This window comes from Aeromonas veronii bv. veronii (assembly GCF_000820225.1).
GTDB classification, from domain to species: domain Bacteria; phylum Pseudomonadota; class Gammaproteobacteria; order Enterobacterales; family Aeromonadaceae; genus Aeromonas; species Aeromonas veronii.
In genome coordinates, this window is the sequence record NZ_CDDK01000031.1 from 463,535 (window position 1) to 487,511 (window position 23,977).

Here is a 23,977-nt window from a genome sequence, read left to right on the forward strand (position 1 = left end):
TGACCGTTTTCACTTTACCGCACACGCTATCTCACGGGCGCTTGCACCATCCCGCTTAACCGGCAGTCGTCTCACTCTGTACGACCGGCTGACTGGCCGCCGGCAACGACGGCTGCCGCCAACGCAGCAGCAGGCAGGCCAGCACGCCGTAAAGCAACGCAAGCCCCCACAGCTGCCACCAGTAACGGGACACCTGCGCAAAGTCGGCCCCCATCTGGTTAAGGCGCAGAAAACCCTCGATGGCGGGGATAGTGGGCACCCACTGAGCCAGCCAGTTGAGAGGCGCCGGGATCAGCTCGAGCGGCCAGATAAAGCCCGCCAGAAAAACCAGCGGCAGGGAGGAGATCAGCACCACCTGAGTGGGCAGATCCCGCCGGGTAAAGATGGCGCCCAACACAATACCGAACCAGCAGGTCGCCAGCAGGAACGGCAGGGCGAACAGCCACAACTCCAGTGGGTCAGCATGGCGGGCAATGTTGTAGTGATCGAAGCAGAAGCCGAGGAAGTAGCTCACCGGCAGCAGGAACAACCCCGCCAGCACCAGGGTTCTGGCCAGCAGCAGCGGCAACACCGGCGCGCTTTGCCAGTAACCATGCTCGCCGCGGCAACTGCGCTGGTTCTGGGTCGCCCCCAGGATCCCCGCCCCCATCAGCAACACCTGATGCAGGATCAGCACGAACACCGCCGGCACCACGTAATTCACATAGCCCATGGTGGGGTTGAACACCGGCACCACGTTGAGGGCCACCGCGTTCCAGCCCATGGCTGCTTGCGGCAGTGCCTCGCCATGGCTCAGCAGCCGCGCCACCTTCACCTGCGCAGCGAGGGTACCCCCAGCCTGCGCCAGTCCTTCGGCAATGGTGCCGTAGACCAGAAAGTAGGAGGCATCACCGGCATAGCTCAGGGTGACGCTCTTGCCCAGCATCAGATCCCGATAGAAGTGGTTGGGGATATGCAGGATGCCGCTCGCCTCCCCGGCCATCATCAGCTGGCGCGCCTCGGCCAGCGAATTGGCCCGCGCCACCAGCTTCACCTGCGGCGTGGCATCGGCCATAAACTCCAGCTGACGGGACAACTGACTGCCATCGTCGTTGACCACCACCACCGCCTCTTCCCGCGGCAGCTGATGCAGATAGGGCTGGGGATAGAGAAACGAGTAGAAGATCACCCCGCCAAACAGGGTGAGCATGATGGCGCGATCCGCCAGCAGGGTGCGCAGCTCTAGGCGCAACAGATCGACAAATCCCAACATCACTCAGGCTCCTTTTCGGCGCTCGCCACTGCGGCTGATTGACGGGCCAGCTCGGCCTGCTGCTTGTAACGGCGAACCACCAACAGCAGGGGGAGCAGGAACAGCAGCAGCGCCCCCAATTGCGGCAGAGCGGATGCGAGGGGCAAACCATAGTTGCTCTGGCCAATCTGCAGCTCCACATAGTGAGAGACCGGCAACAGGCTGCGCCAGAAGCGGGCGAAATCCCCCATGGCGCTCACCGGAAAGGTGACCCCCATAAAGGCAAAACCGGGCGCCGTGTAAGCCCCCGCCAGCGACAGGGCGCGCGCCGGATCCCGAATGATGCCGTAGAAAAAGGCCCCCATGGTGACGCAGGCCGCCGAGGCGAGCCCCAGACCTACCAACAGCACCAGCCAGCTGCCGTGCATGGGGTAGGAGAAGCCCTTGAACAGCAGCAGTGTCCAGACAATTCCCCACCCCCAGCCAATCAGCATGTGGGGCAGCAGGGTGCGCCAGAGACCAAACCAGACACCGCGAGTAGTCCAGTCCAGCCCCAGCCGATCATTACGGGCCAGTGCATTGAGGCCAAACAGCACCACCAGGATCTGCCATACCGCGGGCAGAATGGCACTCAGCAGAAACTGGGCGTAACTGGAGTTGAGGTTATAGAGCGCCGTCACCTGACTGCTGATGGGCACCGACTGCCCGAGTGCGCCGGGCAGTGCCTTGCCGTCAGCCATCGCCTCCAGCACGCCCACCTGACCGTTAAGGGTGCCTACCACCTGCGCCAGCGCTGAGTTGACCAGCTTGGCGATCAGAATGAACTGGCCGTTGTTGAACACCGTCACCTGCGGCTGGGTGCCCTGACGGGCATCTCGCTCCAGATGGTTGGGGATCACCACCAGCGCATAGATGTCGCCGCCGCGCAGGGCGTGGGCACCAGCATCGATGGAGTCAAACTGTTGCGCCACCTTGAGCCCGGCCGAGCCATCCAGCGAGAAGGCGAGCTGGCGCGAGAGCATGCTGTGGTCGAGATCCACCAGCCCTACCTTGAGGTCGCGGGCCAGCCCTGCCGAGAAGATCCAGCAGAGGATCCCCATCAGCAGCAGCGGCACCCAGCTCATCAGGGCACGGCTGAACGGATCCTGCCAAAGCAGCCGAAATTCACGTCCCATCAGAGTTCAACCAGCACACTCATGCCAACCCGCAGCCCCTCAACCGGTTGCAGCGGACGAGCCTCCACCTGGAAGCTCTTCATATCGAAACCCTGACGGGTATCGGTAGCACGCCAGGTGGCGAAATCCCCCATCACGGCCACATGGGTCACCTTGAAGCGCACGGTCTGGTCGCCAAGGCCCGGGATGCGGGCATCAAACTCGGTACCGACCGGGAAACGGGGCAGCAGATCCTCGCGAACGTGGAACTGGGCCCAGGCATCGCTCATGTCGAGCAGGGTCACGACAGGGAAGCCTTGGGGCGCCAGCTCGCCGCTGCGCAGCAACACCTGACTCACTTCACCATTGTGGGGGCTGGTGATGCGGGTATCGGCCAGATAGGCCTCTACCTCAGCCACCGAACCCGCCGCCATCTTGGCCTTCTCGCGGGCGGCGATCTTGGTCTCTTCCCGCGCCCCTTCCAACGCCATCTGGTACTGTTGCCACGCCATCCCTTCGCTGTAGCGTGCAGCTTGCCAGGCAGTCCAGGCCTCGTCGCGTTTTTGCAGTGGCATCACGCCGTCGCGGTGCAGGCTGGCCACCCGCTCATAGGTCTTGCCACGCAGCTGGGCGGCAGCCTTGGCTTTTTGCCACTGATCCTTGGCGGCAGCGATCTGTTGGGCTCGGGCCCCTTTCTCCGCCTCTTGCGCCAGCGCACCCGCAGCGGCCTCACCGGCCTTAGCCTGGCTCAGCTTGGCTTCGATCTCGGGGCTCGCCAGGGTAAAGACAAGTTGATCCTTGGTCAACTGATCGCCCTTTTTCACCAGCACCTCGTCGATGCGGCCCGGCACCTTGGAGGAGACCGAATATTGCTGCGCTTCAATCTGCCCTTGCAGGTGCACCGGCTCAGGCTGATAGGCAAGCCAGAAGCGCCAGCCCAGCCAGACCACCAGGATCACCAGCGCCAGCGGCAACAACAGCGGTTTACCCTGGCTCATCTTCTTTTTGATGGGGGGATGGCTCATCACTTCACCTCGACAAACGGGCGACCCTTGGTGGTCGAAACAGACATGAAAAAAGGAACAGACAGGGCCGGGATCATGAGTTCACCTCGATCACCTGACCGTGCTGATATTGATTGAAACTGTTCATCTGGCCGGAGAGCGCCAGCAGGCGGGCCAGCGACACCACATATTGATAGGCCGCCGCCGCGCGCTGAGTCTTCACCCCCGCCAGCTGGTTCTGGGCATCCACCACATCGAGGGAGGTAGAGAGTCCCTGACCGAAGGCCTTGTCCCGCAGTAGCACGTTCTCCTCTGCCAGCGCCTGGGTGGAAGAGAGGGATTGATACTCCTCTAGCCCCTGCGCCGCTTCGCGCCAGGTCTTCTCAACGAGCAGCTCCAGATCCTGGCGGGTCTTGGCCTGCAGCAGATTGACCTGCAGTTCGGCGCTCTTGGCGGCCTGCACCGTCTCGGAACGGCCATCACGGCTCACCAGCGGCATGCTGACCCCTACCCCCACCAGCCAGTCCGGCGCTGTCTTGGAGGCGAGTGAATCATCTTCATAGAGGTTGTAGTTGCCGAACAGGAACACCTCGGGAGCATATTTGCCCTGCTCGACCCGGATCAGCCCCTTGGCCTGCTCCTTCTTGGCGCTGAGCAGCTTGAGACCGGGGTGCACCGCCAGGGTCTGACTCACCAGTCCATCGAGATGAGGCAATGCAGTGTTGACGAACAGGCCGCTGCCCGGCTGGGCATTTGGCAACTTCAGCATGCGGCCGAGGGCCAGTTCGGCGATCTCGAGGCTGCGGCGCGCCTTCTGGGTATCGATGCGGGCCCGATCATAGGCCGACTGGGCGGAGAGACGCTCCACCCTGGCTATCTGCCCCTGCGCTTCGAGCTTCTTGGCGTGATCCAGATGGTGGGCCAGTCCCTCTTCGATCTCCTGTTTGGTCTGCACCACCTGAGCAGCCAACACCACACCGAAATAGGTTTGGGAGAGGCTCTCGAAGGTGGATTGCTGCTTGAGCACCAGCAGCTGCTGCGCCTCGCTCACCTGCGCCTGGCGGATATCCTGCGCCGCATCGATGCGACCACCGGCAAACAGCGGCCAGAGCATCTTGACCGAGCTGGTCACCACATTCTGTTTGGTCAGGGGGGTGACAAATGCGTTGGCCCCGACCCCGAACAGGCTGCCGAGCGCCAGGATCAGATCTTTCTGCTTGGCCAGCGGATTGAGATCGAGGGCATCAAGTTCAATCGGCTGATCAAGATGGGTATAGCTGGCCCCCAGATCCACCTTGGGCAGATACATGTCCTTGGCCGCCTCGCGCAACTGCTTGGCCCGCTCGACCCCGGCCTGCTCGGCAGCCAGCCCTTCATCCTGCTGGATGACCCGGGTCCAGGCTTCGCCAAAACTGATGGTTTGCGCCTGCGCCGACCCCAGCACGGCCCCCATCAGACACGGCCAGAGTGATTTAATGAACCTTGACGTCATAGATCCCCAATCCGCTTTTGTTGCATAAATGTTTGGAGCATTTGCTCGACTGAAGCCCGTTATCATAACGCAAAGCGGGCCTGCAAGTGGACTGACAATTATGCAGGCGTCCGACCCGAATGGTACAGCGCTCACTCTCCGTCAATCTGGCCGTTTTTCAATAACTCCAGAATTTGCAAGCCTTGGCGCGACGTTTTTTTCAGAAAAAAATGGCTGACGCTCAAATACTAACCTTTTCTCCTGCCTAAAAAATGCGTAATATACGCCGCCCTAAGCCGATGGTAACCGTGGAATGCAGATAGGTCCCCACACGCTTGAAACTCCCTTGATTGTGGCTCCCATGGCCGGTGTAACTGACCGACCATTCCGTGAACTTTGTTTGCGATTGGGGGCTGGCATGGCCGTTTCCGAGATGCTGCTGGCCAACCCGGATGTCTGGGATACCCAGAAAACCCGGATGAGGATGGATCACTCTGCAGAAGGCGGATTGCGATCGGTCCAGATTGCCGGAGCCGACCCCGAGATGATGGCGTTTGCTGCCCGCTACAACGTGGAGCAGGGCGCACAGATCGTCGACATCAACATGGGATGTCCGGCAAAAAAAGTGAATAAGAAGTTGGCAGGTTCTGCCCTGCTGCGCGCCCCCGATCAGGTCAAAGCAATTTGCCGGGCCGTGGTGGATGCAGTGGAGGTGCCTGTCACCTTGAAGATCCGCACAGGATGGGATCCGGATAACCGCAATGGCGTGGAGATCGCCCGAATCGCCGAAGATTGCGGTATCGCGGCCCTTGCCGTGCATGGTCGTACCCGTGCCTGCCTCTACAAGGGCGAAGCGGAGTACGACACGATCAGGGCGATTAAGCAGGCCGTATCGATTCCTGTTGTCGCCAATGGTGACATCAACAGCCCGGAGAAAGCCCGGTATGTCCTCGACTATACCGGTGTTGACGCCGTGATGATCGGCCGAGCTGCGCAAGGACGACCCTGGATTTTCCGGGAAATCCGTCATTTTCTTGAGACGGGCACCAAGCTGCCGCCTCCCGAGAGGGAAGAGGTTCGCACCCTGATGAACGAGCATGTAACCAACCTGCACCGGTTTTATGGTGCATATCTGGGAGCGCGCATAGCCCGTAAACACGTGGGCTGGTATCTGGATGAAGAAGAGACGGGCCGAGAATTCCGTAAGCACTTCAATGCCCTGGATTGCGCAGACGCGCAACTTGAGGCACTCGAAGCGTATTTCGATGGATTAGGTTAACAAGATAACTAAAGAGCCGACCGAATATGTTCGAACAAACCCTGACTTCTGATGCATTGGTAACAACTACTCACAATCACGCTGCCGAGCCGACCCAGCGCCCCCTGCGTGACTCTGTGCAACAGGCCCTGCGTAACTACCTGGCCCAGTTGAACGGTCAGGAAGTGATTGATCTGTACGATATGGTTCTCTCCGAAGTCGAAGCGCCGATGCTGGACGTGATCATGCAGTACACCCGTGGTAACCAGACTCGCGCTGCCGTGATGATGGGTATCAACCGTGGCACCCTGCGCAAGAAGCTCAAGCGTTACGGCATGAACTGATTGCTGGCCGCGAGCCGCGACGGCGGTTCAAGGCAGATGCGAAAGGCGCCAGGTAGCAATACCTGGCGCCTTTCCTTTATGCTCTCCCATCCATTTCACCATGGCGACTCCGATGAACCGCACTCCCCTGCTGCTGATGGTACTGGTCACCCTGCTGGCCGCTGCTGGCTGGCTCTTCTCGAAAGAGGCGATCCGCGAACTGCCCCCTGCCGCCTTTATCGGCAGCCGCTTCCTGCTGGCGGCGCTGCTGTTGCTCCCCTTGGCTTGGTTGCGTGAACCGCCGCCGACTCGCGCCCAACTGGTGCGCGCTGCCGGTTGCGGCACATTGCTCGGTGCCAGCCTGCTGCTGTGGGTCACCGCCATCAGCCAGAGCGATGCACTGGGCAGCGGCGCCTTTATCATGAGCGTCGCCACCCTGATGGCCCCACTGGCCGCCTGGGGAGCCTTTCGGGCCAAACCCGGCCGCCACTACTGGCTCACCCTGCCCATCGCCATCGCGGGTCTGTTGCTGCTCTCCAGCAGCACCCATTGGGGCGTGTCGCTCTCGCTGTTCTGGTTTCTGGCGGCGGCCACCACTCTCGGCATCCAACTTGCCGTCCATCGCCACTTCGCCCAATCCATTGCCCCCACCTGGCTCACCTGCATCCAGCTGGCGATGACCGGCCTGCTCGGCACCCTGCTCTCCCTGCTGACCGAGCAGTGGCCCGAGGCAGGAGTCAGCCACGGCATCTGGGGCTGGTTTGCAGCGAGCGTCTTGATCGCCACAACATTGCGCTACTGGCTGCTCACCCACGCATTGAGCAAGATGACCACCGCCCACGCCGCCCTGATGATGCTGCTGGAACCGGTCTGGACTCTGCTGCTGAGCACCCTCTTCTATAGCGAACCCCTCGGCGGCGCCAAACTGGCCGGTGCCGGACTGGTGCTCGGCGCTCTGGTGCTCTACCAGCTTCCCCTGCTGCTGCGCAGTGCACGGCTCAAAACGCCCGTCTGATCCGCGTCACCGCCCTGCGGGGCGGTGTCACCATTTCCCTCCTGTTTGCTTATCTTGTCCTGCCAATGCTGACGTTCTGTTAACGGCCTTTAACCCTTGGTATCCAGAGGGTTAAAGGGCATACCCCATGAAAAAATGCCATATGGCCAGCTTGATGAAGGTCACATTCCTGCCCCTCTTCGCTCCCTATGATGCCCCCATCATCGGTCTGGACAATCCTGACGATGGCCACACATGGGAATAACAAGAGAAAAGACTATGCAGCAAACCAGCCCCCTCAAGACGGTCACGGTCAGCATATTGGCAACCGCCATGCTGATCTTTGTGGCCCAGTACCTGATAGGCAAGCAGGAGATCAAGATCGGCATCGCCATCATTCCGATCCTGCCGATGCTCTTTGCCGTCATCATCGGCATGATTGTCTCCGCCAAGCCGGTCAAGGATCGCATCCCCGGCTGGAAGCAGCTCTTCACCGAGAAAGAAGAGGGCTTCTGCGGCAAGATGGTGGGCTTCAGCCTGCTGATCCTGGGTACCCAGTACGCGGGGATGATCATCCCCAACCTGAAGATGATCCTGAGCGTTGGCGTGCCGCTGTTCCTGCAGGAGATTGGCAACCTGCTGCCGATCCTGATCGCCATCCCGCTGGCGGTGAAGTTCGGCTTTGGCCGTCGCGCCATCGGGGCCTGCTCCTCCATCAGCCGTGAGCCGTCAGTCGCGGTGATTCAGGGCAAGTTCGGCACCGCCTCTCAGGAGTACATCGGCGTGCTGGCCATCTACCTGTGCGGCTCCGTCATCGGCACCCTCTGGTTCAGCGTGCTGGGCAGTATCGCCCCGCTCACCGGTCTGCACCCGCTGGCGCTGGCTGCAGGCTCCGGTGTGGGCTCAGGCTCCATGCTGAGTGCCGCCTCCGGCGCCCTGATCAACGGTCTCGACGAAGCGCTGGCTCAGCAGGTGCTGAGTATCGCGGCAGCCTCGAACCTGCTCTCGTCTGCCCTCGGGGCGCTGTCCCTCACCTATCTGGGTTTGCCGCTCGCTGAAAAAATCTATGCCCTGACTGCCAAAGGAGAGAAAGCATGAAAAGCATCGTAATGGATATGCGGTTCGTCTTTCTGGCGATCCTGCTGGCCATGTTTACCCAGACCCTGACTACCGGCACTCCGCTCTGGCTGATGGGTGACAGCTTCGTCGCCATGTCACTGGTGGTGTTCGCTTCGCTGATTGCCAAGCGCTATCTGCCCTCCTCCCTGCCGGCATTTGCCTATGCCACCATCATCGGCATTCTCATCTGCCTGCCGGAAACCCCGGTGCGCGGCCTCTTTATCGACGCCGTCGCCAAGATCTCCTTCCTCTCCTGCTGCGTACCGCTGCTCGCCTTTGCCGGTCTCTCGGTGGGCGGTCAGCTGGAAGAGCTGAAGAAGATGTCCTGGAAAGTGATCCTGATCTTCATGATCGTCTCCACCTGCTGCTTCTTCGGCGCCTCGCTGGTGGCCCAACTCGGCTTCTCCATTCAAGGGATCATCTGATGAACAACATCCACATTGAACCGGCCCTGCTGGCCCTGCGCGACTTCAGCCACGAAGTACGCCACCATCTGCACACCATTCCGGAAGCCTCCGGCGTCGAGTTCAAGACCTCGGCCTACTGCCGCGAGCTGATGACAGGCTTTGACTATCGCCTCACCGACTACCCGGGCTTCACCGGTTTCCACGGCGATCTGGTAGTTGATCCTGTGCTGCCGACCATCGCCTTCCGTGCCGATATGGATGGCCTCGAGATGCACGACATGAGCGACGTTGCGTTCAAGTCAACCCACGAGGGAATGGCTCACAACTGTGGTCACGACTCCCATATGGCGATCGCCCTGACCGCGGCCAAGTTTCTGGCCGCCAACCGCGATCGCCTGCTGTACAACGTCCGCTTTATCTTCCAGATGGCGGAAGAGGATATGCGGGTGCCGGGCGCCGAGAAGATGGTCGAACTGGGCTGCATGAAGGGGGTAGACGAGGTCTATGCCCTCCATAACGACGGCGCCATGGAAACCGGCACCATCAAGTTCAACCACGGTGTGATGTCCTCCTGGGGCTCTGCCTGGACGCTGGATGTGCACGGTATCTCCGCCCACGGCTCCACCCCCCACAAGGGGCTGGATGCCATCCGTGAAGCGGTGCGGATCATCGAGGACATGGACTACATCGTCGCCAAGCGCACCAGCCCGTTCAGCCCGGCGGTGTTTGGCTGCGGCATGATCAACGGCGGCACCATCCCCAACGCCATCGCCGACCATGTGCAGGCGCGCGGCACCATCCGTGCCATGGATGCCGAGACCGACCAGATCCTGAAGAACAGCTTCAAGGAGATCGTGGCCCAGAGCGAACTGCGCGGCTTCAAGACCAAGATGGTCTATGCCGGGTATCCGGCGGTCGAGAACCACGCCGATGCCTGCGCCCGTCTGCTGCAAGCGGCCGCCGACGTATTGCCCTCCGAGGGGATCAACGCTCAGGGTCAGCCGATGACCGGCAGCGAAGATTTCAGCTACATGGTCAACGCCTGCCGTGGCCGCAAAGGGGCCATGTTCTTCCTCGGCAGCGGCTGTCAGGCCAAGGGGATATGCAACTATCTGCATGCCAACCCCTATTACCTCGATGACGACTGCCTGCTGGTCGGAGCCCAGATCTTTATCAATCTGGCGACCCGCAGCGCTTAATCCCGCATACCGATAAAACCAGAAGAGAGGCCAAGGCCTCTCTTTTTTTGTCTCTGTATTTTTGCTCTGTGTACGACAAACAACCCGCGGCTAGAGCCACGGCAACTCCGCCATATTGGCAGCGGGCGGCTGGTTGATAAGGTGCAGCTGCACCGTCTCCCGGCTGATATGGGGGGCGTAGAGGTGGATAAAGTCGTACATGTAGTCACGCAAATGGGCATGTTTGCGCAGGCAGATGTGGGTGGCACTCGAGGCGATCAGGTGGTCGATGTTGAGGCTCACCAGAGCCTCCCTATCCCCCTCGTCAAAGGCCACGCTTGCAATCACCCCGACCCCCATGCCGAGCCGGACGTAGTGCTTGATCACGTCGGTGTCGGTGGCGGTCAGCACGGTTTTCGGCGAGAGGCCGTGACGGCTGAAGGCCTTGTCCATCTTGGATCGGCCGGTAAAGCCGAACACATAGGTGATGAGGGGATAGCGGGCCAGATCCGCCATCGACAGCGGCTGGCAGTCGATCAGTGGATGACCGTGGGGCACCACCACACTGCGCCCCCAACGATAACAGGGGACGGCGGCCAGCTCGTCGAACAGATACATGGACTCGGTGGCGATCGCCATATCCACATCGCCGCTTTGCACCATCTGGGCCAGTTGGGCAGGTGCCCCCTGATGGAGCTGGATCGCCACATCGGGATAACGACGGCTGAACTCGGTAATCACCGCTGGCAGCTTGTAGCGCGCCTGGGTGTGGGTGGTGGCGATACGCAGCACCCCGCTGGTGGCCAGTTGCTCCCCCAGCGACAGCTGGTTGATCTGCTCCACCTGCGCCACTACCCCCTTGGCCAGCTCCATCACCTGCTCGCCTGCGCTGGTCAAGCCGACCAGATTCTTCCCCTTGCGGGTAAAGAGGGCGAGCCCCAGCTCATCTTCCAGCATCTTCATCTGCTTGCTGAGGGTCGGCTGGGAGGTGTAGAGCTTCTCCGCCGTCGCCGAGATGTTGAAGTTATTCTTCACTATCTCGGTAAAGTTCTTGAGCCGGGCGATGTTCATCTGGGCAAGGGATCTCGCTGCTGCGGCCAGTGGGGCTGGCCTGAAAAAGAGAGAGCGGGGCTGACCCCGCAGCTAACCGCCGACCATACCACAGCGCGGCACACGATAATCTGCCCCAGGTCAGAAAGCGGCGAGCTAGTCGCTGGCGAGCCTGATCCCGAGCCCGACAAACAGGGTGCCAATGCCCCGGTTGAGCCAGCAACCGAGGCGCTGCGACAACCGTACCTTGTGGCTGGCATAGACGGTGGTAAAGACCAGCAGGTGACACCAGATGATACCGCCCAGATTGAAGATGCAACCGAGCAGGATAAAGGCGAGCGCCTTGTCGGGGGCATCCGGCGCGATGAACTGGGGCACGAAGGCGAGGAAAAAGAGCGCCACCTTGGGGTTGAGCACATTAGTCAGCACCCCCTGCCGGTAAATCTGGTCATAGGAGAGGGCAGGCAGGGTGGCCCCTCTCTCCATTGCACCCGTTGCTTGCTGGCGCAGCAAGGAGAACCCCAGATAGATGAGGTAGATGGCGCCAGCCAGCTTGATAAGGGCAAACAACTCGGCCGAGGCGCTGAGCAGGGCCGACAGACCCAGCGCCGCCGCCAGCACATGCACCATGACACCGGTGCCAATACCCAACGTCGCGACCGAACCGGCACGCCACCCTTGCGAGCCACTGCGCAACATGACCAGCAGGGAGTCGGGTCCCGGCATGATATTGAGCAGCAACCCCGAGACCATAAACAGTGCAAGATCATGAATACCGAACATCCCCCCTCCCCTCGTAAAGAAAAACCAAACAAAAAGGGCTCCGCAGAGCCCTCTTTTCTTTCACTCTGCGGCAGCTGACGTGTCATCAGCTGTCCCGCCAGCCATCAGGGCCGCAGCGCCTTGTCCGCCCGCGAGATGCCGCAGACGCCGGAGCGCACCACTTCGATGATCTCGTTGGTCTGGGCGGCAGTCTTGATAAAGGCATCCAGCTTCTCGCTGGTGCCCACCAACTGTACCGTGTACTGCTCGGGGGTGACGTCGACGATCTGGCCACGGAAGATATCCGCCAACCGTTTCAGCTCATCACGGGCCCCACCGGCGGCACGCGCCTTGACCAGCGCGATCTCCCGCTCGATATGCTCCCCTTCACTCAGGTCGCACACCTTGAGCACATCCACCAGCTTGTGCAGCTGCTTCTGGATCTGTTCCAGCACCCGCTCGTCACCCATGGTGACTATGGTCATGCGTGACAGGGTGGGATCCTCGGTCGGCGCTACCGTCAGGGTCTCGATGTTGTAGCCGCGCTGGGAGAAGAGACCCACCACGCGGCTCAGGGCGCCGGATTCGTTCTCCAGCAGTACTGAAATGATGTGTCTCATCAGGTTCTCTCCGTCTTGCTCAGCCACATCTCATCCATGGCGCCAAACTTGATCTGCATCGGATAGACGTGCTCATCCGGGTCGACCGAGATATCCATGAACACCAGCCGATCCTTCATGGCGAAGGCTTTCTCCATGGCGCTCTCCAGCTCCGCCGGATCGCTCACCGCGATGCCGACATGGCCATAGGCTTCCGCCAGTTTGACGAAGTCCGGCAGGGACTCCATGTAGGAGTGGCTATGACGACCGCCGTAGAACATCTTCTGCCACTGCTTGACCATGCCCAGCGCACGGTTGTTAATGGAGATGATCTTGATGGGCACCCCGTACTGCATGCAGGTAGAGAGCTCCTGAATGTTCATCTGCACCGAGCCGTCACCGGTGACGCAGCAGACCACCGCATCCGGGTTGGCAAACTGGGCCCCCATGGCGGCCGGAATGCCGAAGCCCATAGTGCCGAGTCCCCCTGAGTTGATCCACTGGCGCGGTTTGGCAAACGGGTAGTAGAGGGCAGCAAACATCTGGTGCTGGCCCACGTCGGAGGCAACGAACGCCTGACCCTGAGTCACCTTGTAGAGGGTCTCGATCACCTGTTGCGGCTTGATCTGGGTGGCCGACTTTTCGTAGGCCAGACAGTGACGGGAGCGCCACTGGTTGATCTGGCTCCACCAGTCCGCCAGCGCCTCCTTGTCGTTATCGAAGCCACACTCGCGGATCACTTCCAGCATCTGCTCCAGCACGGTCTCCACCGAGCCGACGATGGGCACATGGGCCTGCACCGTCTTGGAGATGGAGGTGGGGTCGATATCGATATGAACCACGGTCGCATTGGGGCAGAACTTGGCCACATTGTTGGTGACACGGTCATCGAAGCGGGCACCGACGGCGAAGATGAGATCCGCGTTGTGCATGGTCTTGTTGGCTTCGAAGGTACCGTGCATCCCCAGCATGCCGATAAATTGCGGATGGACACCGGAGAAGGCCCCCAGCCCCATCAGGGTGGTGGTCACCGGCAGGTTCAGTAGCTCCGCCAGTTTGGTCACCAGATGGTCCGCATTGGCGTTGATGGCGCCACCGCCCACGTACATCACCGGGCGCTGGGCTTCTACCAGCAGCTTGGCTGCCCGCTTGATCTGCCCTTTATGGCCAGACTTGGTCGGGTTGTAGGAGCGCAGGGAGACCGTCTCGGGATACTGGTAGGGGAATTTCTCTTTCGGGTTCTGCACATCTTTGGGCAGATCCACCACCACCGGCCCCGGGCGGCCGCTGGCGGCAATGTAGTAGGCCTTCTTGATGGCCTCGGGAATATCGCTCGCCTTCTTGCACAGGAAGCTGTGCTTCACCACCGGGCGGGAGATACCGATCATGTCGGTCTCCTGGAACGCATCCTCACCGATCATGCTGGTCGGCACCTGGCCGGAGAGGATCACCAGCGGAATGGAATCCATATAGGCGGTGGCAATACCGGTAATGCAGTTGGTCGCTCCCGGGCCTGACGTTACAAGCACGGTTCCCACCTTGCCGGTGGAACGGGCGTAACCGTCAGCCATGTGAACCGCGGCCTGCTCGTGCCGCACCAAGACATGCTCCATCTTGCCGTTTTCGAAGAGAGCGTCATAGATGTCGAGCACTGAGCCACCAGGGTAGCCGAAGACGTGCTCAACTCCCTGATCTTCCAGCGCTCTAACCACCATCTGGGCGCCTGATAACATCTCCATGATAAAGCCCTCCAGGCTTTGCTCCGTTTAGCGAATCCCGCCGACGATGCCGTGCTTCCCGGCACGGCCCGATCCGTTTCTTGTTGTTATCTGAATGCAGATCGGTCCAATTCAGCCCCGTCGACAGTAGAAAAAAAGGATTTTTCCGTCATTCACCCGAAAATAGGGTGAAAAACCAACTTAACCCGCTTCATAACGCTTGTCCACGGCTTTATCTGACCAGAACAGTCATACATTTCAACCGGCTATTAACATTCAATGACTTGCCGTAGCGACCATGAGACAAAAGGGAAGGAAGTCGGGGAATGGCCAGCGGATCATTCCGCTGAGGGGAAAAACAGCCACAAAAAAGCCCACCGCTCAGCGGTGGGCTTGATGCCGAATGATGACTCAGTTCTCCTGATCCGGCTCCGCCAGCCAGATCTGCTGATCCGGATCGGTCTCTTCACTGACCGAAATGCTGACACCCATATCGAGCAACTCGTGCAGGGTGAGATTGTCAGCCAGGTTCATGACTTCGCCGTTTTCATTGGTAAAGCGCATTTGCTCCGTCCTCTCCTTGGTGGGATCGCCTTTCAGTCTAGTCAACAACGCTCACTTGCGATAACCAGCAACTGGATAAACAGTCGCCGCCATCCAGCTCGCTCAGACGATCACTCACCTCCTCCGGAAACAGAGTGCGAGCCCAGAGCCGCCGCGACAGAGAGGCCACGCTCTCGTCAGCGCCCGCCGCCAGCCAGCGGGCCAGCTCCCCTGCTACATCGGGGTAACAGACTGCCCCTGGCGAGGCGCTGTCGAGCCAGGTACGCACCAGATTGGCATCGAGCACATCCATCAGGGTCGCCAGCCCCATCATCTCGAGGGTCTTGCCGTTGGTCAGCTGCTCGAACTGGCCGCCGAGGGGTTTGACCAGCAGCTTCTTGCCGAGGGTGAGCGCCTCGGACGCCAGCTCGAAACCCGCGTTGGAGATGACGCCGCGACAACCGGCCAGCACGGCGATAAATCCGTGCCGCGACGGCGGCTCGAAGCGCAGATTGCGCCATTGGCTCGGGGTGCGAATGGCGGGGTGAAAGCAGACAAAGCGCTGCTGACCAAAACGCGACAACAGGGCAGCGATCGCCTCGGTCTGCTCGAACGGCAGATAGACCAGGATCTCGCCGTTATCCGGCGCGGCGGCGATGGGGTCGATCACCGGTGGCAGCAAGGGGTGACCGAAATGAAACCAGTGCAGCCCGAGCGGCTGATCCACAGGAGCAAAGTGGCGCATCAGCTGGCGGCTGACCCCATCCTCCCCCCAGCGCGGGATGGGCCAGTTGAAGCTGGCCTGATGGCTGACGGTGAGGCTCGGCTTGCCATAGCGGCGGGCTGCGTGGGCAGTCAGCGGCTCAAAATCGCTCACCACCAGATCGTATTCGCTGCAGTCGAGAGACCGCAGATCCCGCCAGAAGGTGAGCGGCGAGGCGGCTTGCAGGGTGCGCCACGGAGAAACTCGCCCCTCGTGGCTGACAAAAGTGAGGCCGGGAAAGGCGCGGTAGGCGCCAAACTCTTCCATGTCGAAGTAGCGGTCGGCGGGGCGGCCGCTGAAGAGATAATCCACCTCGACCCCTGCCGTGCGCAGCGCCCGCGCCAGGGTACGACTGCGACTGATATGACCGTTGCCGGTGCCTTGCACCCCAAACAGTATCCTCATGAGTGGCTCCAGCCGAGCGCCAGCACGGCGCAACCTCCACCCAGCAGGGCACCGGCCACCAGATCGCTCAGGTAGTGTACCCCGAGCAGCAACCGGGATGCCCCCACCAGCGCCGCCCAGCCAAACAGCAGGGGCGCCCAGAGCGGAAAGGCGGTGGCCAGTATGGTGGCCATCAGAAAAGCGGCGGCGGTGTGGCCAGAGGGGAGGCTGTAACGATCGGAAGGAGTGATGAAGACCGGCAAGCCGACCGGCCGTTGCCGTTTCAGGCTGTTTTTCAGCAGCAGATAGAGGGGCAATTCGATGGCGAAGGCTAGCAGCGCCAGTCGCACCAGCTCCCGCTCTGCCTCCCCCTGCCACCAGAGCAGGGCGGCCAGCACGGCGTAAAGCGGACCATCACCGGTGCGGGAAATGAGGCGGCTCACTCTCGCCTGCTGCCGGTTGTAGCCGTGAAGCAGGCAGACCCGGCACACCTGCAGGTCCCATTGCTGGATCTTGTTCATATCCCCTCCTTCCCTGAATTCTGCTTGCAGAGTAAGAAAGCGGGATGACGTTACGTTGAACAAGGGATAACAGATTTATGAAAAAAGGGCCGAATGGCCCTTTTTAATCTCGATGTAGCGGCAAAATCAGTGGCTGCCGCGCAGGCCGGTCTCCATCAGACGGCAGTTGTGGTCCGCCAGACGGGCCATGAAGTGCTCATCCACTTTCAGGCCAAACACCTGCTCGTAAAGATCTTTCATCACGAATGGCTGCCACATCATGCTGAGGAAGGAGATCTTCAGCATGTCGGGATCCAGGTTGTCACCCAGCTCACCGTTGGACTTCATGGTTTCCAGCAGGGCATCGAACTGCGGCAGCTGACGTTCCAGCAGGCGGTTCAGCACAAAATCCCGGCCCGGGCTCTTCTCGGTCGACAATGCGCTGGAGATGGCAGAGGTCAGCTCGCTGTTGGGCGCCATCACCTGATAGTAGGTGTTGAGCAGCTCGTTGAGGCTGTGATTGCTGTGTTCATCTTGCCAGGCATGGTCGAGGGGCTCGGCGACATCGCCCAACACCGCTTTGTAAAGACCCTCTTTACTGCCGAAGTAGTAGTGGATCATTGCCAGATTGGAGCCAGCAAGCTCCGCGATTTCGCGTGTAGTCACCTTGCTATAGGGAGTATTGAGAAAACGCTCACGGGCGGCAGCAAGCAACTTGTCACGAATGTCAGAACGTCCGACCGGACGACCAGGTCTACGTTTTTCCATTTAACACCTCAGATAATTCAGCCAATGCTGATAAGTCGATCTGGTTGTGCAGAGAATAGAGCACAGCAGGAATGACCAGATAATCGGTCATGGGCCGAATATGGGACAAGGAAATTTGCAATCCTTTACAATCCGATTAAATACGTCAGCAGATTGCCCCTGACCTTCCGTGTTGACACAGCATAAAAATCTCGATATTGGTAAAAGCGTTATCGACTGGAAGGAATAACAACGTCATGCGTATCGCCACCCCGCTACTACTAATCTCCCTAATCGCGTTAACTCGCGCGGGATCCTTGTAGCCGGGCTAAGGCATAGCCGGAATTTACAAAAACCCGTGCACCCTGCACGGGTTTTTTTATGCCGCCGCAGGATGCACGTTACCGAACTTAGGAAGAGGGAAGTCACATGTCAGATCGGGTCATCATATTCGACACCACCTTGCGTGATGGTGAGCAGGCCCTGGCGGCCAGTTTGACAGTCAAGGAGAAGCTGCAGATCGCCCAGGCGCTGGAGCGGCTCGGTGTCGACGTCATGGAGGTGGGCTTCCCGGTCTCTTCTCCCGGCGATTTTCAATCGGTGCAGACCATCGCCCGCCACATCAAGAACAGCCGGGTCTGCGCCCTCGCTCGCGCCCTGCCAAAAGATATCGATGCCGCCGGTGAAGCCTTGCGGGTCGCCGAGGCGTTTCGCATCCACACCTTTATCTCCACCTCCTCCATCCATGTGGAGAGCAAGCTGAAAAAGAGCTTCGAGGATGTGCTGGAGATGGGGGTCGGCGCCATCAAGCACGCCCTGCGCTACACCGATGATGTGGAGTTCTCCTGCGAGGATGCGGGCCGCACGCCGATCGATAATCTCTGCCGCATGGTGGAGGCCGCCATCAAGGCTGGCGCCCGCACCATCAATATCCCGGATACCGTGGGCTACACGGTGCCGACCGAGTTCTCCGGCATCATCCACACCCTGTTCAACCGGGTCCCCAATATCGACAAGGCGATCATCTCGGTCCACTGCCACGACGATCTGGGGCTCTCGGTGGCCAACTCCATCGGCGCGGTGCAGATGGGGGCACGCCAGATTGAGTGCACCATCAACGGCATCGGTGAACGGGCGGGCAACTGCTCGCTGGAAGAGGTGGCGATGATCCTCAAAACCCGCGCCGACCTGCTCGGGGTGCAAACCAATATCCGCCACAACGAAATTCATCGCACCAGCACGCTGGTCAGCCAGCTGTGCAATATGCCGGTGCAGCCCAACAAGGCGATCGTCGGGGCCAACGCCTTTTCCCACAGCTCCGGCATCCATCAGGATGGAGTACTCAAGGCGAAAAATACCTACGAAATCATCACTCCCGAGAGCATCGGCCTGACCCAGAACAACCTCAACATGACCTCCCGCTCCGGCCGCCACGTCATCAAGCACCGGATGGAGTCCATGGGCTACGCCGAGAGCAGCTACGACCTCGACCACCTCTACGGCAAGTTCCTGACCCTGGCCGACAAAAAGGGGCAGGTGTTCGACTACGACCTCGAAGCGCTGGCCTTCTTCAGCCAGATCCACGAAGAGCCCGAGCACTTCAAGCTGGAGTACCTCGGGGTGCAGAGCGGCAGCTCGGTACTGGCCACCGCCTCGGTCAAATTGAAAGTGGGGCAGGATCTGATCTGCGAAGCGGCTACCGGCAATGGCCCGGTGGATGCGGTCTACCAGTGCATCAACCGCATCACCGGCTATGACATCCGCATTGATAAATATGCTCTCAAGAGCAAGGGCGAAGGGGAAGATGCCCTCGGTCAGGTCGATATCGTCGCCGAGTACAAGGGGCGCAAATTCCACGGCATGGGGCTGGCCACCGACATCATCGAATCCTCGGCCCACGCCCTGCTCCATGTGATCAACAGCATCTGGCGCGCCGATCAGGTGGCCGAACAGATGGAACGCAATAACAGCATCAAATCAGAAACCGTCTGAACAGGGCTCGGAACCAAACAGACGGCATGGAATGACAATATCAGGATGGAGAGTGTATGAGCAGTTATCGGATCGCAGTATTGCCGGGTGACGGCATTGGCCCGGAAGTGATGGCCGAAGCCGTCAAGGTGCTGGAAAAGGTGCAGGCCAGGTTCGGCCTCGCCTTCGAGTATGATCGCCACGACGTGGGCGGCATTGCTATCGACAACCATGGCACTCCGCTGCCGCAAAGCACGATCAAAGGTTGCGAAGCATCCGATGCCGTGCTGTTCGGCTCAGTCGGCGGCCCGAAATGGGAACATCTGCCCCCCAACGATCAGCCGGAACGTGGCGCCCTGCTGCCCCTGCGCGCCCACTTCAAGCTGTTCTGCAACCTGCGTCCGGCCCGTATCTATACCGGTCTGGAACAGTTCTCCCCGCTGCGCGCCGATATCTCCGATCGCGGTTTTGACATCGCCTGCGTGCGCGAGCTGACCGGCGGCATCTACTTCGGCCAACCCAAGGGGCGTGAGGGAGAAGGGGCGAACGAGAAGGCATTCGACACCGAGGTGTACCATCGCTTCGAGATTGAGCGCATCGCCAAGATTGCCTTTGAGTCGGCTCGCGTGCGCCGTGGCAAGGTCACCTCCATCGACAAGGCCAACGTGCTCGCCTCTTCCATTCTGTGGCGCGAGGTGGTGACGCAAGTCGCCAAGTCCTATCCGGACGTAGCCCTCAACCATATGTATATCGACAACGCCACCATGCAGCTCATCAAGGACCCGTCCCAGTTCGACGTGCTGCTCTGCTCCAACCTGTTTGGCGACATTCTCTCCGACGAGTGCGCCATGATCACCGGCTCCATGGGACTGCTCCCCTCAGCCAGCCTCAACGAATCGGGTTTCGGCCTGTTCGAACCGGCCGGTGGTTCGGCCCCCGATATCGCCGGCAAAGGGATTGCCAACCCCATCGCCCAGATCCTCTCCGCCGCCCTGATGCTGCGTTACAGCTTAGGGATGGAGGCTGCCGCCCAGGCCATTGAGCAGGCCGTGGCCCAGACCCTGGCCGAGGGTTACTTCACCGCCGACCTGCATCAGGCCAGCGCCCGCCATCCGGTGCAGAGCACGTCCGAGATGGGTAGCCAGATCGCCGCCCGGATCTGAGCCACATAACAGAGAACAAGGAAGAGAGAAGCAATGGCCAAGACCCTCTATCAGAAAGTATTCGACGCCCACGTGGTACGGGAAGTGGAGGGGGAGACCCCCCTCATCTACATCGACCGCCATCTGGTACATGAAGTGACCAGCCCGCAGGCATTCGACGGCCTGCGCGCCATGAACCGCCAGCTGCGCCGCCCGGACCTGACCTGGGCCACCATGGATCACAACGTCTCCACCACCACCAAGGACATCGCCGCCTCCGGCGAGATGGCCCGCATCCAGATGGAGACGCTGGCCGACAACTGTAAAGAGTTCGGGATTCGCCTCTACGATCTCAACCACAAATATCAGGGGATCGTCCATGTGATGGGCCCCGAGCTCGGCATTACCCTGCCCGGCACCACCATCGTCTGCGGCGACTCCCACACCGCCACCCACGGCGCCTTCGGCTCGCTGGCCTTCGGCATCGGCACTTCCGAAGTGGAACATGTGATGGCCACCCAGACCCTGAAACAGGGCCGCGCCAAAACCATGCGCATTTCAGTCAACGGCAAGCTGGCGGAGGGCATCAGCGCCAAGGACGTGGTGCTGGCCATTATCGGCAAGGTCGGCCATGCCGGTGGTACCGGCTACGTGGTGGAGTTTGCTGGCGAGGCCATTGCGAGCCTCTCTATGGAAGGGCGGATGACGGTGTGCAACATGGCCATCGAGCTGGGCGCCAAGGCGGGCATGATAGCCCCCGACCAGACCACCATAGACTACATCCGTGGCAAGGAGTTCGCCCCCAAAGGCGCAGCGCTGGAGCAGGCCATCGCCTACTGGCAGAGCCTCAAGAGCGATGAAGGTGCCCGTTTCGATGCCGAAGTAGTGCTGGATGCCGCCGATATCGCCCCGCAGGTCACCTGGGGGACCAATCCGGGTCAGGTGATTGCCGTCAATGAGCCGATTCCGGCACCGGAATCCTTCAGCGATCTGATGGAGCAGCAATCTGCCCGCAAGGCACTCGCCTACATGGACTTGCAACCGGGCCAGAAGCTCTCCGACGTTGCCATCGACAAGGTGTTTATCGGGTCGTGCACCAACAGCCGCATCGAGGATCTGCGCGCCGCCGCCGCCATCGCTCGCGGTCGCAAGGTTGCCGCTGGCGTGCAGGCGCTGGTGGTGCCGGGTTCCGAGCAGGTGAAAGCGCAGGCCGAAGCCGAGGGGCTGGACAAGATCTTCATCGAGGCCGGTTTTGAGTGGCGCCTGCCGGGGTGCTCCATGTGTCTGGCGATGAACAACGACCGGCTGCAACCGGGGGAGCGCTGCGCCTCCACCAGCAACCGCAACTTCGAAGGACGTCAGGGCCGCGCCGGCCGCACCCATCTGGTCAGCCCGGCCATGGCCGCCGCCGCCGCCGTCACCGGCCGCTTCGCCGACATTCGCGCACTGTAAGAGGACATTTAGATGACAGGATTCAAACAGCATAAAGGGATCATCGTCCCCCTCGACAGCGCCAACGTCGACACCGACGCCATTATTCCGAAGCAGTTTTTGCAGAAGGTAAACCGCATCGGTTTTGGCAAGCACCTGTTCCACGATTGGCGCTTCCTCGACGATGCCGGCCAGCAGCCCAACCCCGAGTTTGTACTGAACCAGCCGCAATTCGCCGGTGCCAGCATTCTGCTGGCCCGCGAGAACTTCGGCTGCGGCTCAAGCCGCGAGCACGCTCCCTGGGCGCTGGCGGACTACGGCTTCAAGACCATCATAGCCCCGAGCTTTGCCGATATTTTCTACGGCAACGCCATCAACAATGGCATGGTGCCGGTGCGCCTGAAGGAGGAGGAGGTCGAAACCCTGTTCCAGCTGGTGGCCGCCAAACCGGGCATCGAGATCGAGGTGGATCTGGAGGCTAATCAGGTACGTGCAGGTAGCCTCTGCTTCGGTTTCGAGATCGATGAATTCCGCCGTTACTGTCTGCTCAACGGCTTGGATGCCATCGGTCTGACCCTGCAGCACGAGGCCGCCATCAGCGCTTTTGAGGCGAAGCAGCCGAGCTGGATTTAACGCACCAGTTGCAAAAAAAACGAGTAGAATCAACAGGGAGCTTCGGCTCCCTGTTTTACTGTCCACGACGCTTCCCAATTTGGGCCACCGGAACTGGCCCGTGCCACAGGAAAGGATGATGAAGAGACCGACGGCAATTCCTCTGCTCTGTGCCCTGCTGCTTGCCCTGCCTGCGGGGGCCAGCCAAACCAGTTTCAACAACAGCCTCGGCCAGATCAGCGTCGGCTGGCAGGATAGCGAAGGCAAACCCCAGCAGCTCACCTACCGGCTCGAACAGGGCAAGTTGCCGCCTCTTATCGCCTATCGCCCGGCGAGAATGCAGGAGGAGGTATTGCAAGTGTTGCTGCGGGAGGTGCGCCAGAACTACCCCGAGGTGCAGTTCACCCTCGCCCGTCCCTCGCTGGAGCTGCATCTGAAAAGCCGCAATCAGGACAAGGCGCGCGAGGCGATGGCCTTTCTGCAGTCCAAGCGGAGCAAAGAGGAGCAGGCGTGGCTGACCAAACACTACTTCCAGTACTTCAACACCCCGGACGGGCAGCTGGCGGTGAAGCAGGACCATGTGCGCATCGCGCTGGAGAGTCGCAGCGGGCTGGCTCCACTGGCGGAGCAACTCAAGCAGCAGGGCAGCACCGAAACGGAAGCGCGCCAGAAGACCGTGGCCCATATGCTCACCTTTATCCAGAGCATCCCCTATCAGCAGCTCGACAGCCTGAACGGCAGGCAGGGCAAGGGATTTCTATCTCCCCGTCAGGTGCTGGAGCAGAACCGGGGTGATTGCGACAGCAAAGTAACCCTGATGGCCGCCATGTTGGCCCAGCTCTTTCCGGAGCTGAAACAGGCCATGGTGTTCGTCCCCGGCCATGCCCTGCTGGCCGTTGACCTGCCCGCCAAGCCGGGGGATGTGACCCTCAACTGGCAGGGGCAGAACTACCTGTTGCTCGAACCTACCGGTCCAGCCACCTTGCCTGCGGGCCAAATAGCATCGACCAGCAAAACGCTGGTCGATAGCAAGCAGTTGAGTGTGCAGCCGGTTCAGGAGAAAGGTTAATCCCCTCCCTCTGCCGATGGGGAGAGAGGATTAACCCTGAGGCAGAAACTCTACCGCCAGCAGCAACCCGCTCTCCTCCTCCAGCACCCGAATAATGCGGGCATGGGCTTCAAAGGGAGGCAACAGGTTGTTATTGGTAGCAAGACTGATCCGGATGGGCTGATTGATGTCGAGCTGGTGTTCAGAGACCGCAATCCCCATGCCGTTGGCACTGAGATCCCGGCAGATCCCCTCCAGCACCAGCTGCTGCTGATAGACGGTGACCGGAGCATTGATGACCATGCGCGCAAAGGCACGCCTTTCCTTGGTATTGGTAAGCACGCGAACATCCTCTGTTGGGTGGGCGTCATCTCATGGGTATTGCACAATTGTGCTGGTCTACCCAAAAGAACGTTAATACAATGCGGTTCGTTTCTCAAACGGGGTGCGGTTTACCGCTGAGATTATACCCGTGTACCTGATCCAGATAATGCTGGCGGAGGAATTTGAGGCATGGCGCTCATTTTTTGCGCCCTCACCCGCTGGCACCTCGTTATTAACAAGTAAT

24 protein-coding genes and 1 riboswitch are annotated in these 23,977 nt (G+C 60.4%); of the genes, 11 read left to right on the top strand and 13 right to left on the bottom strand.

Going from position 1 to position 23,977, the window contains the following annotated elements:
- Positions 1-55 precede the first annotated feature (55 nt).
- The 4 genes from BN1139_RS14805 to BN1139_RS14820 all read right to left on the bottom strand — a co-directional run bounded on the left by BN1139_RS14805 (position 56) and on the right by BN1139_RS14820 (position 4,881).
- Positions 56-1,252 (bottom strand): ABC transporter permease, encoded by a 1,197-nt coding sequence (locus BN1139_RS14805; RefSeq protein ID WP_005349198.1) that lies wholly within the window; start codon positions 1,250-1,252, stop codon positions 56-58.
- Entirely contained in the window at positions 1,252-2,406 is a 1,155-nt protein-coding gene (locus BN1139_RS14810; protein WP_005349197.1) for an ABC transporter permease, read from the bottom strand. Before BN1139_RS14810 ends, BN1139_RS14805 begins: the two co-directional genes overlap by 1 nt.
- Positions 2,406-3,410 (bottom strand): HlyD family secretion protein, encoded by a 1,005-nt coding sequence (locus tag BN1139_RS14815; protein ID WP_005349194.1) that lies wholly within the window; start codon positions 3,408-3,410, stop codon positions 2,406-2,408. Before BN1139_RS14815 ends, BN1139_RS14810 begins: the two co-directional genes overlap by 1 nt.
- A gap of 73 nt (positions 3,411-3,483) precedes the next feature.
- On the bottom strand, positions 3,484-4,881 hold the full coding sequence (locus BN1139_RS14820) for a TolC family protein (protein ID WP_005349192.1): 1,398 nt from the start codon (positions 4,879-4,881) through the stop codon (positions 3,484-3,486).
- A 292-nt stretch (positions 4,882-5,173) separates the two neighbouring features.
- Here BN1139_RS14820 and dusB point away from each other — a divergent pair, with 292 nt between their 5' ends.
- The 6 genes from dusB to BN1139_RS14850 all read left to right on the top strand — a co-directional run bounded on the left by dusB (position 5,174) and on the right by BN1139_RS14850 (position 10,160).
- Complete coding sequence (gene dusB / locus BN1139_RS14825; protein ID WP_019445016.1) at positions 5,174-6,139, top strand: tRNA dihydrouridine synthase DusB; 966 nt, start codon at positions 5,174-5,176, stop codon at positions 6,137-6,139.
- A gap of 26 nt (positions 6,140-6,165) precedes the next feature.
- A complete protein-coding gene (fis, locus tag BN1139_RS14830; RefSeq protein WP_005309538.1) occupies positions 6,166-6,462 on the top strand; it encodes a DNA-binding transcriptional regulator Fis in 297 nt (98 codons plus the stop codon).
- A 112-nt stretch (positions 6,463-6,574) separates the two neighbouring features.
- Positions 6,575-7,456 (top strand): DMT family transporter, encoded by an 882-nt coding sequence (locus tag BN1139_RS14835; RefSeq protein ID WP_005349188.1) that lies wholly within the window; start codon positions 6,575-6,577, stop codon positions 7,454-7,456.
- A 258-nt stretch (positions 7,457-7,714) separates the two neighbouring features.
- On the top strand, positions 7,715-8,533 hold the full coding sequence (locus BN1139_RS14840; protein ID WP_005349185.1) for a DUF3100 domain-containing protein: 819 nt from the start codon (positions 7,715-7,717) through the stop codon (positions 8,531-8,533).
- On the top strand, positions 8,530-8,979 hold the full coding sequence (locus BN1139_RS14845; protein WP_005349183.1) for a hypothetical protein: 450 nt from the start codon (positions 8,530-8,532) through the stop codon (positions 8,977-8,979). The genes BN1139_RS14840 and BN1139_RS14845 overlap by 4 nt, the downstream gene beginning before the upstream one ends.
- Positions 8,979-10,160, top strand: coding sequence for a M20 metallopeptidase family protein (locus BN1139_RS14850; protein ID WP_005349180.1), 1,182 nt, complete (start codon positions 8,979-8,981; stop codon positions 10,158-10,160). The genes BN1139_RS14845 and BN1139_RS14850 overlap by 1 nt, the downstream gene beginning before the upstream one ends.
- A gap of 90 nt (positions 10,161-10,250) precedes the next feature.
- Here the strand turns inward: BN1139_RS14850 and BN1139_RS14855 are convergent, their stop codons facing one another.
- The 8 genes from BN1139_RS14855 to BN1139_RS14885 form a co-directional block, all read right to left on the bottom strand.
- Positions 10,251-11,210, bottom strand: a complete 960-nt coding sequence (locus BN1139_RS14855; protein ID WP_005349178.1) for a LysR substrate-binding domain-containing protein — start codon at positions 11,208-11,210, stop codon at positions 10,251-10,253.
- A gap of 135 nt (positions 11,211-11,345) precedes the next feature.
- Positions 11,346-11,972 (bottom strand): LysE family translocator, encoded by a 627-nt coding sequence (locus BN1139_RS14860; protein ID WP_005349176.1) that lies wholly within the window; start codon positions 11,970-11,972, stop codon positions 11,346-11,348.
- A 104-nt stretch (positions 11,973-12,076) separates the two neighbouring features.
- Complete coding sequence (gene ilvN, locus BN1139_RS14865; RefSeq protein WP_005311605.1) at positions 12,077-12,571, bottom strand: acetolactate synthase small subunit; 495 nt, start codon at positions 12,569-12,571, stop codon at positions 12,077-12,079.
- Positions 12,571-14,289: an acetolactate synthase 3 large subunit gene (locus BN1139_RS14870; protein ID WP_005339146.1), complete on the bottom strand. Its 1,719-nt coding sequence runs from the start codon at positions 14,287-14,289 to the stop codon at positions 12,571-12,573. Before BN1139_RS14870 ends, ilvN begins: the two co-directional genes overlap by 1 nt.
- 390 nt (positions 14,290-14,679) lie before the next feature.
- Positions 14,680-14,832, bottom strand: a complete 153-nt coding sequence (locus BN1139_RS21670) for a hypothetical protein (protein ID WP_005339147.1) — start codon at positions 14,830-14,832, stop codon at positions 14,680-14,682.
- Between the two features lie 37 nt (positions 14,833-14,869).
- A complete protein-coding gene (locus BN1139_RS14875; RefSeq protein WP_005349173.1) occupies positions 14,870-15,979 on the bottom strand; it encodes an MJ1255/VC2487 family glycosyltransferase in 1,110 nt (369 codons plus the stop codon).
- Positions 15,976-16,479, bottom strand: coding sequence for a phosphatase PAP2 family protein (locus tag BN1139_RS14880; RefSeq protein WP_005349171.1), 504 nt, complete (start codon positions 16,477-16,479; stop codon positions 15,976-15,978). Before BN1139_RS14880 ends, BN1139_RS14875 begins: the two co-directional genes overlap by 4 nt.
- Before the next feature lie 126 nt (positions 16,480-16,605).
- A complete protein-coding gene (locus tag BN1139_RS14885) occupies positions 16,606-17,226 on the bottom strand; it encodes a TetR/AcrR family transcriptional regulator (protein ID WP_005349170.1) in 621 nt (206 codons plus the stop codon).
- Between the two features lie 408 nt (positions 17,227-17,634).
- Here BN1139_RS14885 and leuA point away from each other — a divergent pair, with 408 nt between their 5' ends.
- The 5 genes from leuA to BN1139_RS14910 all read left to right on the top strand — a co-directional run bounded on the left by leuA (position 17,635) and on the right by BN1139_RS14910 (position 23,430).
- The gene (gene leuA / locus BN1139_RS14890; RefSeq protein WP_005349167.1) at positions 17,635-19,197 is read left to right on the top strand and encodes a 2-isopropylmalate synthase; all 1,563 of its coding nucleotides are present in this window, start codon (positions 17,635-17,637) and stop codon (positions 19,195-19,197) included.
- Positions 19,198-19,253: 56 nt separating this feature from the next.
- Positions 19,254-20,339 carry a 3-isopropylmalate dehydrogenase gene (gene leuB, locus BN1139_RS14895; RefSeq protein ID WP_005349164.1) on the top strand — a complete coding sequence of 362 codons (1,086 nt, stop codon included), beginning with the start codon at positions 19,254-19,256 and terminating at the stop codon, positions 20,337-20,339.
- Positions 20,340-20,372: 33 nt separating this feature from the next.
- Positions 20,373-21,770, top strand: coding sequence for a 3-isopropylmalate dehydratase large subunit (gene leuC, locus BN1139_RS14900; protein ID WP_005349160.1), 1,398 nt, complete (start codon positions 20,373-20,375; stop codon positions 21,768-21,770).
- Between the two features lie 12 nt (positions 21,771-21,782).
- Positions 21,783-22,382 (top strand): 3-isopropylmalate dehydratase small subunit, encoded by a 600-nt coding sequence (gene leuD / locus BN1139_RS14905; RefSeq protein WP_005349157.1) that lies wholly within the window; start codon positions 21,783-21,785, stop codon positions 22,380-22,382.
- A gap of 118 nt (positions 22,383-22,500) precedes the next feature.
- Complete coding sequence (locus tag BN1139_RS14910) at positions 22,501-23,430, top strand: hypothetical protein (protein ID WP_005349151.1); 930 nt, start codon at positions 22,501-22,503, stop codon at positions 23,428-23,430.
- Between the two features lie 30 nt (positions 23,431-23,460).
- Here BN1139_RS14910 and BN1139_RS14915 read toward each other — a convergent pair whose 3' ends face one another.
- Complete coding sequence (locus tag BN1139_RS14915; RefSeq protein WP_005339160.1) at positions 23,461-23,751, bottom strand: PilZ domain-containing protein; 291 nt, start codon at positions 23,749-23,751, stop codon at positions 23,461-23,463.
- 89 nt (positions 23,752-23,840) lie between these two features.
- Positions 23,841-23,931: riboswitch (TPP riboswitch) on the top strand.
- Positions 23,932-23,977 lie beyond the last annotated feature (46 nt).